This is a genomic window from Desulfomicrobium salsuginis, from assembly GCF_054657795.1.
The window spans coordinates 1,234,833-1,247,642 of the sequence record NZ_BAAHYA010000001.1; the positions used below are offsets into that span (position 1 = coordinate 1,234,833).

A 12,810-nucleotide genomic window follows, 5' to 3' on the forward strand; every position below is an offset into this window, starting at 1 on the left:
CTTCTCACTTCAGTTTTTGGGCCAGACCGGCAACCACCAGATACACACTTGCACTGATGCTGGCAATTTCGCGGTTGAGCTGCCCGAGATCCCGCGCGAATGCCCGCACGGTGCCGTCGTAGGCCAAGGGACCAAGGCCCATCTCCGTGGAGACGAGGATCAGTTTTCCCCCGCGCCAGGAAGAAATTTCCGCCAGCAGTTCCTCACGCCGGACTTTCCCGGACGCGGCGTCCAGACTCGAAAGGGAGAACATCCAGAAGTCGAGGCTGTCCACCAGGATCCCGCCGCCCAGGGTCGAGAGCCCGCGCAGGGCGCCGGCCAGGTCCGTGTCGGCCTCGCGCACCGCGATGTCCGGCTCGCGGTCCAGGCGATGGGCCCGGATCTGCTCCCGGAAGGTCAGATCCCGGGACTTGCCCGTGGCCACAAGGGTCCAGGGCTTCGGGGCGGCCCGCAGGAGTTCCAGGCCGAAATCGGACTTGCCGGACTTGTTGCCGCCCAGCACCAGCTCAATCATGATCCATCCCCCATGCGTCGAGCCAGACGCGCAGCAGATCCAGGGACCGCGTCAGCGCTTCCAGCCGAAAAAGCTCCGCCACCAGCACGCAGTCCCCTCGCACCGAGCCCAGGATGGCGCGCAGCAGCCCCGGATCGGGCAGGTCTTCGAGAGCGGCGTGACCGCGGCCCGACTCCCCGCCGTAGACGTGCAACATGCGCACGCGCTCAAGGAAACCGGGGAGTTGCAAAATGCGTTCCTGTCCATAGCTGACCAGATGCCCCACATCCAGGCACACGCCCAGGCCCAGGCTCTCGATTTCCGGCCAGATGTCCCTCAGGTCCCTGTCTCCGGTGTTTTCCATGCGAAGAGACGACGCCAGATCGGGCCGCCGGCGCACCAACCGCGTCAGCTCCCCGGGAGGCGGAGGATGGAGCACATACCCGCAGGGATGCAGAAAGGCAATTTTTTGCTCGATGGCCTCCAGAGCCCCGCAGACCGCGTCCGGGCCGGATTCCCAGGGCAGGTCCACGGGCAGATGGGCATGGTAGGACAAGCCCAGGTCGGGCAGGTCCGGGGGCAGGTCGCGCTCGTCGTAATCCTGACAGCCCCGCGTTTCCAGGAGCATGAGCCCCACCTCCCGCACCAGGGGCGCCAGGGCGAGACAGTTGGGCCCGACCCGGTCGGGGATGACGCATGACGGTGCGGCCAGACGGAAGCTCATGGGGCCGGAAAGAGGCTCAGCTGCCGCTCGTTCTTCCTGACGTGGCGGCGGATGGCGCTCTTGCGCAGCATGTCCTGGGGCAGGCGGCGCACCAGGGAGGACAGGCCGAGCTTGAAGGTCTTGCCGAACATGCGGCGGCTGGCGCAGTGGCTCATGAAAAGCGACGACCGGGCTCTGGTCAGGCCGACGTAGAACAGGCGCCGCTCCTCGTCGAGATCGACCCCGTCCTCCACGGTCTTGCCCAGCAGCATGTCCATGCCGGCAAAGGGCAAGATGCCCTCCTCCAGGCCCGGCAGGAAGACCGCCTCGAACTCCAGGCCCTTGGCGCCGTGCAGGGTCATGACCTGGACCTTCTGGGCCCTGGACCTGATGGCGCACAGCTCCGTCTCCAGGCGGACCATGTTCAGAAGGCCCCGCCAGCCGCCGAAGCTCTGGTGGGCCTTGACCAGATCAAGAAAGGCCCGGCTCTTCCAGAACAGTTCGTCGAAGGGGGGCGTCTGCGAAAGATGCACGGCCATGGCCAGGGGCCCCTTCTCGACGATGGCCTCGGGACAGGGCGGCAATTCCTGCTGCACGGCCTCGGGCATGCCCAGCACGTTGCCGGCGATGCCCATGACCACCTCCACCCGCTGGTCCGTGAAGAACGGCTCCTGCTCGGGCACGGACACGGGGATGCCCGCGCCTTCCAGAGCCTTGACGATGGGCGGGACAAGGGCCTTGAGACGCACGAGCACGGCGATGTCGCCCGGCGAGAGCGCGGCCCCGCCGTGAGCGTCGGCCTGCCAGTGGCCCGTGCCGCCCAGGAGCTCGCGCATGCGAGAGGCGATCCAGCCCGCTTCCTGGTCCGCGCTCTGGGCCTCGAACAGGGTCATGGACGCAACGTGCCCGAGCTGCGCCACGAGGGACTCCCGTTCGGGGAAGAGGCTCGCGGCCAGGTCGAGGATCTGCTGGGACGAGCGGTAGTTGCGCACCAGCCTGACCTTGCGCGTGTCGGGCCAGATGCCGCGCAACCGCGCCTCGATGTCGCGCACGGCCCCGCGAAAGCCGTAGATGGCCTGGTTGGGGTCGCCGATGGCGAAAAAACCCCGGCCGCTCTTTCCGCTCAGGCCCGTGACCAGGGCGATCTGCAGGGGCGAGAGGTCCTGCACCTCGTCCACCAGCACATGGTCCCAGTCCGGGACATGGTGCCCGAGCTGGAGGTGTTCGAGCCAGAATTCCAGCAGGTCGGTGTAGTCCACCAGATTGAAGCGCACCTTGTGGTCAAGGTAGCGGCGGGTCTGTTCGCCGGGGATGCGCACGCCGTTCTCCCGGGCCAGGGACTGCTCGTTCCAGGCCGTCTTCAGGGCCTTGCCCTGCAGCTCGGGGTTGGCGGCGGCGAAAAGGCGCCGGCTCGATTCCTCCGAGAGCAGGATGGGCGCCTCGCCCATGACCCGTGCCCAGTATTCGAGGGCCAGGGCGTGCAGAGTGTCGGCCTTGGGCAGGACCGCCCCGGCCGGGCAGGCGCGCTGCAGACGGTCCTTGAGCTCCCGCGCGGCCTTGCGGGTGAACGTCAGGACCAGGATGCGCGACGGGTCCGCGCCCTGGTCCAGCAGGTGCCGCACCCGGCCCATGAGGGTCTGGGTCTTGCCCGTGCCGGGACCGGCCAAGACCAGGACAGGACCGGGACCGGCCAGGATGGCCGCTTGCTGCATCTCGTTCGGTTCCTGCAGGGGTTCCTCGCGCTTCGGGGCCGCCTGGCCCTGAGGTCTACGCCAGCGCTGCCCGACCTCCTCGGCCTCCGCGACCGGAGCGGCCATGGACAGCATGCGGCCGTGCCTGAATTCGAGCAGTTCCTGGGGGGAAAACATGGATATGCGCCCGAACTCGCCGTCATACCCGCTGTGGCGGTACACAGCCCCATGGCGCATCCGACGCAGGGCCTCGGCCAGCATCTTCGAGGACCGCTGCAGATCCTCCACGGGGACTGAACGCAGAATGGCGAACTCCGAGCCGAAGTCCCGGATGAGCTGGTTGTACATACCCTGGACCTTCTTGGTCGCGGGCCCGGCCCCGAGGATCTCCGAGAGGATTTCCGGCAGGGGAACCAGGGACGTGAAGGACGGCTGGTGGGCCGGCCGCACGGGCACGGCCCGGTCCGCCAGGGCAAAGACCCGGTTCAGCACGCCGATGGTCAGAGGCTTGCCGCAGACCGGACACAGGCCCTTGTGCCGAGCGGACTCCGCGGGTTCCAGCATGACCCCGCACTTGCGGTGGCCGTCGAGGTGGTATTTCCCCTCCTCGGGATAGAATTCGAGGGTGCCTTCGAAGCGCGCGCCCCCCTCCTCTCGGCGCAGGGCGCGGCGCATGCCGGCAAAGGACATCTCACCGGAAAAGATGTTGCCCTCGCGGCCGAGCTTTTCCCCGGAATGGGCATCGGAGTTGGAGACCAGGGAGAAACGGTCCAGGGCGCTCCATAGCCAATTCATCTCGGGGTCCGACGACAGGCCCGTCTCCAGGGCGAAAATCTCGCCGCTCAAATCGCCGAAGCAGTCCTCGATGCGGTCGAACCCGGACTTGGAACCGAAGACGGAAAACCAGGGCGTCCAGATGTGGGCCGGGATGAGATAGGCCTGCGGGTCCGTCTCCAGGACCATCTCCAGGAGGTCGCGCGAATCAAGCCCAAGGATGGGCCGCCCATCCGAGGCCAGGTTGCCGACCTGGGCCAGGCGGGTGTTGAACCTCAGGGCCGCGTCCAGGTCGGGCATGAAGACCAGATTGTGGACTTTGCGCACCTTGCCGCCGCGCTTGTAGATGGAACTGATCTCCGTGCACAGCGCGAAGCGGATGCCCGAGGTGTCGAGATTGCCGGAAAACCAGGGCAGCTCCGCCTCCAGGCCCTTGGCCTCGCGCAGTCGGAACAGACCGTCCTCGCCCGGTTCAAGCTGGGACTGGATCATCTCCATCCAGCCGGGATGCGTGAAGTCGCCCGTGGCCAGCACGTCGATGCCCTTGACCGCGGCCCAGGCCACCAGGTTTCTCGGCGTCAGGTTCTTGCTCGTGGCCCTCGAAAACCGGGAATGGATGTGGAGGTCTGCGATGTAGGTGTTCACGGTGCATCCTGGTCCGCTCGGGGGCGGAAAAATGATTCATCCTGGACCAGGACGGCCCTGGCCCCTCCGGAAGGGTTGTTCTGCAGGTCGATGAAGGTCCCGTTCTGGGCCGCGAGGCGGCGTGCGATGGCCAGGCCCAGCCCCGATCCGACGGGTTTGGTGGTGACGAAGGGGTCGAAGCACTTCTCTTCGACGCCTTGGCTCAGCCCCGGGCCGTTGTCGGAAATGGAAAGGACCAATTTTGCGTTTTCGCGGGACGCGGAGATGACGATCTCGGGGTCGTCCGCATCTTCCAGGGCCTGCATGGCGTTGACCAGCAGGTTGACGAGGATCTGATGAAACTGGTTGCGGTCGAAGGGGCAGGAAGCATCACCGACATCGACGCGGATCCTGACCCGGGGATGCTGCAGGCGCAGGGGCATGAGCACATGCTCGATCTCTTCGCCCAGAACAAGGTGATCTGGGCTTGGCGCCTGCGGGCGGGCGAAGATGAGAAAATCCTTGAGCAGGAAGTCGAGGCGGTCGATGTCGCGCAGGATGACCCTCGAGAGGCGCTCCGAGAAGTCTTTTTCCAGATCGTCGGACAGCAGAAGCTGCAGACTCGTCTTGATGCCGGCCAGAGGGTTCTTCATCTCGTGGGCCAGGCCGGCGGCCAGCTCGCCCACGCTGGCCATCTTCTCCATTTCCTTGATCTGGCGTTCCATCTTCTGCACTTCGGTGATGTCCGAGAAGAGGATCATCCAGCCCTGGTTTTCAGGCAGCTCCGTCATCTTGAAGCCAAAGACCAGGTCGCGGCCCGTGCTCACGACCATGTGGCGGCGGGTGGATTTGCGGCGGTCCTCCCAGAAGGGAACGAATTCCGGATAGAGGGAATCGAGCAGCGCGCCGATGGCCCGGCTGCGGTCGTAACCAGGAAGCCAGTCCAGGGCCCGCTGGTTGATGCTGGTGACGCGCCGGCCGTCGTCGACCACCAGCAGGCCCGCGTCGAGCCAGTCGAAAACGCGGTACTTGATTTCCTCGGACCTGCGCAGGGCCCCTTCCTGTTCGATGAGACGCTGCAGAAGCCTGTTTTCCGCCGTGCGGCTCAGTTTGACCAGGGAGGCGACCAGAATGAGGGCCAGGGTGAACAGGCTGTAGTTGTAGGCCAGATCGGAACCGCGGATGTGCATCTGCCCCCACAGCCCGGGAAAATAGAACTGCACGCACGAAATGAGGAACAAAAGGACCCAGACTACGAGGGAGGAGAAGACGATCGTCTGGAAACCGACGATGCGGCCGTAAAAGAAGAGGCACAGGATGTAGAGGATCATGAAGGCGCTGAACGACCCGCCGGTCAGCACGATCCACCACGTGGTCAGGAAGAGGTCCGCGGTGAGCTGGAAGCGGAACAGGGCCATGGAGCCGATGAACCGTTTCGACGCCAGGAGGTAGGCGACGCTCAGGGCGAACCCGGAGGCGAAGAAGAGAATGTACTGGACATCCCTGTCGACTTCCAGCCGCAGACCCCGATCCGAAAGGTTCAGGATTTCGGACACGGCCAGCATGAGAAGAAAGACCATGATTCCGAGACGGATCACGGAAAATTTGACGAAAAAGCTTTTGAGTTCGGCGGAGGGTGTCAGCTCGGGGTTATTGTCCACAATCCCTTGGGTCTCCCTGGAGTTTTTCCACCGTGTGCCTGAGGGCCGGAAGGATGGCCGCCAGATTTTCCCGCACGGCCTTGGGGCTGCCCGGCAGGTTGACCACCAGGGATTTTCCCATGGTCCCGGCCACTGCCCGGGAAATGACGGCGTGCGGGGTCTTGGCCAGGGAAGCCAGGGTCATGGCCCGCTCGAAGCCCGGCAGCCTCTTGTCCAGCAGGGGCAGGGTCGCCTCTGGCGTGATGTCGCGCGGCCCCACTCCGGTGCCGCCCGTGGTGAAGACGAGGTCGAAGCCGTGGTTCAGGCAGCAGTCGACCAGGGCTGCCTTGAGCATGAGCGGCTCGTCCGGGATGATCACCCCCCTGGCCAGGCTCAGCTCCATGGCCCCGGCGACGGTATCGCGGATGCACGGTCCGCTCGCGTCCACACGCTCGCCGCGCGACCCCTTGTCGCTCAGGGTGATCCAGGCCAGGGAAAATCCGCTGCGTGAAAGGGCGCAGTCCCTTTCGCCGGCCGTGACGGCTCCCGCGGCCTGTCCGGTCCAGGCCGCGAGGCACAGGCCGTCCGCGCGGCAAAGGCGGATCCTGTTCTCCACCTGCACGCGGCATGCGCCATCATCCAAAACATCCCCGGCACGCAGTTCCTGCGCCGTATCGATAAGGCCGTGAGCCAGGCCATGGTCCATGCCCACCGCGATGATCACGGGTCCCGGCTGCCAAGCGTTCTTCCAGGTTATGCGCATCCCATCCCCTTTGTTTCTTTCAGAGTCGACGCCTATCGCTACCAAAGGCAAGCGCCATTGTCATTACCGCAAAGCCGCGACCACTTGTCCGCAGAACTCTTCCCGCGTACAGTTTGTTTCTGAAATCAACAGGAAAGGACACCCATGAAAGGAATCATTCTGGCCGGAGGATCCGGCACGCGCCTCTACCCCCTGACCCTTGGCACCAGCAAGCAGCTCCTGCCCGTCTACGACAAGCCCATGATCTACTATCCCCTCTCCATCCTGCTGCTGGCGGGCATCAGGGATATCCTGATCATCTCCACCCCCCACGACCTGCCACGCTTCCGCGACCTGCTCGGCGACGGCAGCCAGATCGGCGTGCGCTTCACCTACATCGTGCAGCCCTCGCCCGACGGGTTGGCCCAGGCCTTCATCCTCGGCGAGGACTTCATCGGCCTGGACAGCGTCTGCCTGGTCCTTGGCGACAACATCATCCATGGCGAGGGGCTGTCGGCGGTGCTCGAAAACTGCGTGGGGCTGGACAAAGGCGGCATCGTCTTCGGCTACCCGGTCAGGGATCCCCAGCGATACGGGGTGGTGGAATTCGACGACGCCGGCAAGGTCGTGAGCATCGAGGAAAAGCCGTCCAGGCCCAAATCGAAGTTCGCCGTGCCGGGCATCTATTTCTACGACAACGACGTCGTGGCCATCGCCAAGGCCCTGCGTCCCTCCCCTCGCGGCGAGCTCGAGATCACGGACGTCAACCTCGAGTACCTGCGCCGCGGCACCCTGCACGTGGAACTCCTCGGCCGCGGTTACGCCTGGCTCGACGCCGGAACCCACGAATCCCTGCAGCAGGCCGGCAGCTTCGTGCAGGCCATCCAGGAACGCCAGGGCTTCAAGATAGCCTGCATCGAGGAAATCGCCTTCAGGAAGGGTTTCATCGATTGCGCACACCTGAAGGCGCTGGCCGCGAAGTTCTCCAAGAACGACTACGGCCGCTACCTCGATGAACTGGCTGACGATGAAGAAAAAACACAATAATTTCATAAGGTAAGTTGGCAAAGGAACACCTGTGGAAAAGATTGTTCCAAACATTTTCCCATGTTCCTTCACCAGAGCGCAGTCCGGGTCGAACACCGCGGGAAGCTTTGTTCGGAACCGCTGGGCATCCTAAAAAATTAATATTATTTAAGCATATTGACCACATTAGTCACATTCGAAACGGCCTAATAATACCAACAAATTCTTTTCTCATTTCTTTTGCAGAAAGAGGGGAAGGCCGACCCGTTCCCCTTTTCACACCGTTGAAGTCTTCGGCCATCTCCAGTACAGAGACACGGATCAAGAAGAACCAATAATTTCAATATGTCTCATACAATTTCAAGGAAAGTGAGGTATCCATGGACCTTATGAAAATGCCGGCGGATCTGCCCGAAGTGACCCTCAATGCCAACTCCGAACTGGTGCTCCGGAAGCGCTACCAGAAAAAGGGGTTGGACGGCAGTCCCATCGAAACCCCCAAGCAGATGTTCTGGAGGGTTGCCGCCAGCATCGCGTCCATGGAAGCCGGCTACCCGGACTCCACGTGGAAGGTCGAAGACCTCGCCCGGACCTTCTACAGGCTCATGATCGACTACGACTTCCTGCCCAATTCCCCCACGCTCATGAACGCCGGCACGGATCTCGGGCAGCTGGCCGCCTGCTTCGTCCTGCCGGTCGGCGACTCCATGGACGAGATCTTCGACGCGGTGAAGCACGCCGCCCTGATCCACAAGTCCGGCGGCGGCACGGGGTTTTCCTTCAGCCGCCTGCGTCCCAAGGACAGCCGCGTCGGCTCCACGGGCGGCGTGGCCTCGGGTCCCATCTCGTTTCTGAAGATCTTCAACACGGCCACGGAGCAGGTCAAACAGGGCGGAACGCGGCGCGGGGCCAACATGGGCATCCTGCGCGTCGACCACCCCGACATCCTCGAATTCATCCGGGCCAAGGAGCGCGAGGGCGACCTCAACAACTTCAACCTGTCCGTGGCCCTGACGGAAAAATTCATGCAAGCCGTGGAGAAGGACGAAGAGTACGCCCTGGTCGCCCCGCACACGGGTGAGGTCATCGAGCGCCTCAAGGCCCGCGAGGTCTTCGAGCTGCTGGTGCGCAAGGCCTGGGAAAGCGGGGACCCCGGCATTATCTTCATCGACCGCATCAACCGCGACAACCCCAACCCCGACCAGGGCGAAATCGAGAGCACCAACCCCTGCGGCGAGCAGCCCCTGCTGCCCTACGAGGCCTGCAACCTGGGCTCCATCAACCTGGCCCGTTTCGTGGTCGACAGGGACGGCGCCAAGGAGGTCGACTGGGACAGGCTGCGCGAGGTCATCCACCTGAGCGTGCGCTTCCTGGACAACGTCATCGACGCCTCGGAGTACCCGCTGGAGCGCATCACCCATACCGTGCGCCGCAACCGCAAGATCGGCCTGGGCGTCATGGGCTGGGCCGACATGCTCTACCAGCTGCGCCTGCCCTACAGCAGCCGTCGGGGCATCGTCCTGGCCGAGAAGCTCATGGAGTTCCTGCAGCGCGAATCCAAGTCCGCCTCTGCCCAGCTGGCCAAGGAGCGCGGCCCTTTCCCGGGCTTCGAGACGTCTGTCTACAGCGACCAGAACCTTGGGCCCTACCGCAACGCCACGACCACGACCATCGCCCCCACGGGCACGCTGTCCATCATCGCCGGGTGTTCCTCGGGCGTGGAACCGCTTTTCGCCCTGTGCTTCGTGCGCCAGGTCATGGACGGTGAGAAGCTGACCGAGGCCAACTCCTTTTTCGTGCAGGCCCTGCACGACGCCGGCTGCCATTCCGAAAAGGTCATGGCCGAGGTCGTCGAGAAGGGCACGGTGCACGGCATGGAATTTCTGCCCGACGACCTGCGCAAGGTCTTCGTCACGGCCATGGACATCGACCCCGTCTGGCACCTGAAGATGCAGGCCGCCTTCCAGAAGCACACGGACAACGCCGTGTCCAAGACCGTCAACCTGCCCAACTCCGCCACCCAGGAGGACATCTACAAGATCTACTGGATGGCCTACGAGGAGGGCTGCAAGGGCGTGACCGTGTACCGCGACGGCTGCAAGAGCGTGCAGGTCCTGTGCACGGGCGAGGGCGGCAAGGACGGCAAGAAGGCCGAGGAAGAGACGCGGCCCATGGACCGTCCGGACATCGTTTACGGCTTCACCCAGAAGGTCCGCACGGGATTGGGGGATCTGTACCTGACCGTGAACGAGATCGACGGCAAGCCCTTCGAGGTCTTCACCACCATCGGCCGTTCAGGGCGTTCCATCACGGCCAAGGCCGAAGCCATCGGCCGCCTGGTGTCCTTGGCCCTGCGCTCCGGCGTGCACGTGCGCGAGATTGTCAAGCAGCTCAAGGGGATCGGCGGCGAGCATCCCGTCTTCCAGAAAAAGGGCATGCTTCTGTCCATTCCCGACGCCGTGTCCTGGGTGCTGGAAAACAAGTACCTGCAGGGGACGTCCCCCCGCAGCTACGACAAGTCCCTGTCCAAGACCGAGTGCCCGGAGTGTTCGACGGAACTCGTGTTCCAGGAAGGGTGTTTTGTCTGCCCCTCCTGCGGGTACACCAAGTGCGGTTGACGGGTCATGCCTCTGCCTAACGGTATCGAGCCGGACCTTGGCCTGTTCCTGCGCCGGATGATGGGCATCCTCGGCTGCAGGTCCAAGAGTCCGGCCGAGAAACTGCGCCTCGGGGGCGTGCTCATTCAGGAGCGCCTCGGCAGTTCCCAGGCCTCGGTCATGCTGTTCGACGAGGACAGGCAGGAGCTCAAGGTCGTGGCCGCAACCAGGCAGGAGATCGTGGGGCTCTGCCAGCCCCTGTCTCCCTGCTGCGTTTCGGGCTACGTCTGCACCTTCAAGGAACCCCTGCTCATCACGGACATCGCGGCCGACGGGCGCTTCTGTTGCCGCAGCGCCGCCTACCGCACGGCCTCCCTCATGTCCGTGCCTCTGCTCTCGGAGCAGGGGAGCGTCATCGGGGTCATCAACGTCTCCGACAAGGAGGGGGGCGGCGCCTTTTCCCAGGCCGACCTTGGGCTGCTTCTGGAATACGCCGGCTGGGTCACGCCGCTCATCGACAACATCGTCGTTCTGGACAGGCTCGAAAAGGAGAAGGAACGGTACCGGGATCTGGCCCAGGAACTGGAGATCAAGCAGAAGGAGCTGATCATGGCTTCCACCGAACGGGCCGAACTGGTCCAGATGGTGGTGCACGACTTCAAGAGCCCCCTCTCGGCCGTCATCTCCAACATGGACCTGCTGACCTATCTGGGCCCCAGCGAGTCCCAGAGGCCCATCATCGAAACGGCTTTCAAGGGCGCCTCGAAGCTTCTGGAGATGATCGACGAGTTTCTGCATGTGGCCCGCGTCGACGAATTGCACGAGCGCGGCTTCAGCCCCGTGCCGGTGTCCTTTCTCCCTCTGGTCGAAAGCCAGCTCGCTGAGATCGCGCCCCTGGCCAGGGACAAGGGCATTGTCATCGAGAACGGGTGCGCCCTCGACGTGCGGGTTATGGGCGACAGGATGCTCCTTGGTCATCTGGTGCAAAATCTCGTGTCCAACGCCGTCAAGTACACGCCGGAGAACGGCCTCATCCGGCTCGGCATGGACAGCTGGGAATCGCGCCGCACCGAGGACCCGTCCCGCACGGTCCTCAAGTTCTGGGTCGAGGACAACGGCGAGGGCATCGAGGACCGCTACAAGGAAACCGTCTTCGAGAAGTTCGTGCGTACGGAGAGATCCATGGAGAGCGGCATCAAGGGCACGGGGATCGGGCTTTTCGTCTGCCGCAAGATAGTGAGCATGTTTCAGGGCAGGATCTGGGTCGAGGACGCCACGCCCAAGGGCAGCAGGTTCTGCGTCATTCTCTTCATTCCGGATTCTCCGGACGGGAACGAACATGGATAAGAACATGACCGTGCTGGTGGCGGAAGACATTCTTTCCGCCCGCGAGACGGTGATCCATATCTTGCGGGCCTTGGGCTTTTCCAGATTCCTGGAGGCCGAGAACGGTGCGGTGGCCCTGGAGCATGTTCGCAGAGCGACTCCCGGGCTCATCATCTCGGACTGGAACATGCCCAAGATGAACGGGATGTCGCTGCTGCAGTCGGTTCGTTCCCTGGAAGGGGCCAGGCATGTTCCCTTCATCTTCCTGACCTCCAAGTACGAGATGCAGGACATCGCCCTGGCCTCCGAGGGAGGGGCCTCGGCCTATCTGGTCAAGCCGGTGACCATCAAGGCCCTGTCCGAAGCCCTCGAAGCGGTGTTCGGCAGCACGTTCGAACGGGATTTCGAACTGCTCAAGACGGAAGTGAAAACCCTGTGCGCATCCGGAAAATGCGACCAGGCCGACGACCTTCTGCGCCGCTTCGAAAGCCTGCATCCCGACAACTACCCGCGCATCCGTCTGGAACGGGTCCATCTGCTCATGGGCATTGCGGAGTTCGAAGCGGCCGAGAAGGAAGCGTGCGCGATCCTGTCCTCCAACCCGCTCTTCACCAAGGCCTGGGAAACCCTGGTCATGCTGCAGTCCAGGATGGGGAAGTTGGACCAGGCTTTGGGCGCGGCGGAAAGGGCCATATCCATCAGCCCCAACAACGCCGGGAACCACGTGCTGCGCGGGACCATCCAGCTGCGCCGCGAAGACCTGCACGAGGCGAGGAAAAGCTTCATGACGGCCCTCAACGTCGACCGCAAGAACGACCAGATCAAGCAGGACATCTGGAACGCCTACCTGGACCTGGACATGGTCGACGAAGTCCAGCGCGATTTCGGGGCGTACATCTTTTCATCCCTGACCTGCGACACCCTGAACAACATGGCCGTGGCCTACCGGCGCAAGGGGGAGCTGGCCCGGGCGGTGGAGATCTACCGCACGGCCCTGGCCAAGGAACCCGACAACCCGAAAATTCTCTACAACGCGGCCGTGGCCTACATGAACCGCAAGCAGCTCGCCAAGGCCAAGGAACTCCTGGCCCGCGCCCTGGGCAACGATCCGGGGTTCGAGAAGGCCAGGGTGCTTTACGAGCAGGTCAACAAAGCGCACACTCGCGAGGCCGACTGATTCGAGCGGCTCGAAGA

The 12,810-nt window shown here is 63.7% G+C and carries 9 protein-coding genes; 4 read left to right on the plus strand and 5 right to left on the minus strand.

All coding sequences use genetic code 11. The features are described from left to right. Positions 1-4 precede the first annotated feature (4 nt). The 5 genes from ACYQ3G_RS05580 to ACYQ3G_RS05600 are packed head-to-tail and all read right to left on the minus strand — an operon-like array spanning position 5 to position 6,688. On the minus strand, positions 5-514 hold the full coding sequence (locus ACYQ3G_RS05580) for a bifunctional adenosylcobinamide kinase/adenosylcobinamide-phosphate guanylyltransferase (protein WP_459823442.1): 510 nt from the start codon (positions 512-514) through the stop codon (positions 5-7). Next, a complete protein-coding gene (gene cbiR, locus ACYQ3G_RS05585; RefSeq protein WP_459823445.1) occupies positions 507-1,217 on the minus strand; it encodes a cobamide remodeling phosphodiesterase CbiR in 711 nt (236 codons plus the stop codon). The genes ACYQ3G_RS05580 and cbiR overlap by 8 nt, the downstream gene beginning before the upstream one ends. Continuing rightward, complete coding sequence (locus ACYQ3G_RS05590) at positions 1,214-4,306, minus strand: UvrD-helicase domain-containing protein (RefSeq protein WP_459823448.1); 3,093 nt, start codon at positions 4,304-4,306, stop codon at positions 1,214-1,216. Before ACYQ3G_RS05590 ends, cbiR begins: the two co-directional genes overlap by 4 nt. Continuing rightward, complete coding sequence (locus ACYQ3G_RS05595; protein WP_459823451.1) at positions 4,303-5,946, minus strand: sensor histidine kinase; 1,644 nt, start codon at positions 5,944-5,946, stop codon at positions 4,303-4,305. Before ACYQ3G_RS05595 ends, ACYQ3G_RS05590 begins: the two co-directional genes overlap by 4 nt. After that, positions 5,936-6,688 carry a MogA/MoaB family molybdenum cofactor biosynthesis protein gene (locus tag ACYQ3G_RS05600; RefSeq protein WP_459823454.1) on the minus strand — a complete coding sequence of 251 codons (753 nt, stop codon included), beginning with the start codon at positions 6,686-6,688 and terminating at the stop codon, positions 5,936-5,938. Before ACYQ3G_RS05600 ends, ACYQ3G_RS05595 begins: the two co-directional genes overlap by 11 nt. 144 nt (positions 6,689-6,832) lie before the next feature. Between ACYQ3G_RS05600 and rfbA the strand changes: the two genes are divergently transcribed. The 4 genes from rfbA (at position 6,833) to ACYQ3G_RS05620 (ending at position 12,793) form a co-directional block, all read left to right on the plus strand. Beyond that, positions 6,833-7,714: a glucose-1-phosphate thymidylyltransferase RfbA gene (gene rfbA, locus ACYQ3G_RS05605; RefSeq protein WP_459823457.1), complete on the plus strand. Its 882-nt coding sequence runs from the start codon at positions 6,833-6,835 to the stop codon at positions 7,712-7,714. A gap of 359 nt (positions 7,715-8,073) precedes the next feature. Continuing rightward, the gene (locus tag ACYQ3G_RS05610) at positions 8,074-10,311 is read left to right on the plus strand and encodes a vitamin B12-dependent ribonucleotide reductase (RefSeq protein WP_459823460.1); all 2,238 of its coding nucleotides are present in this window, start codon (positions 8,074-8,076) and stop codon (positions 10,309-10,311) included. A 6-nt stretch (positions 10,312-10,317) separates the two neighbouring features. Beyond that, entirely contained in the window at positions 10,318-11,637 is a 1,320-nt protein-coding gene (locus ACYQ3G_RS05615; protein WP_459823463.1) for a GAF domain-containing sensor histidine kinase, read from the plus strand. Next, positions 11,630-12,793, plus strand: a complete 1,164-nt coding sequence (locus ACYQ3G_RS05620; protein ID WP_459823466.1) for a response regulator — start codon at positions 11,630-11,632, stop codon at positions 12,791-12,793. The genes ACYQ3G_RS05615 and ACYQ3G_RS05620 overlap by 8 nt, the downstream gene beginning before the upstream one ends. Positions 12,794-12,810 lie beyond the last annotated feature (17 nt).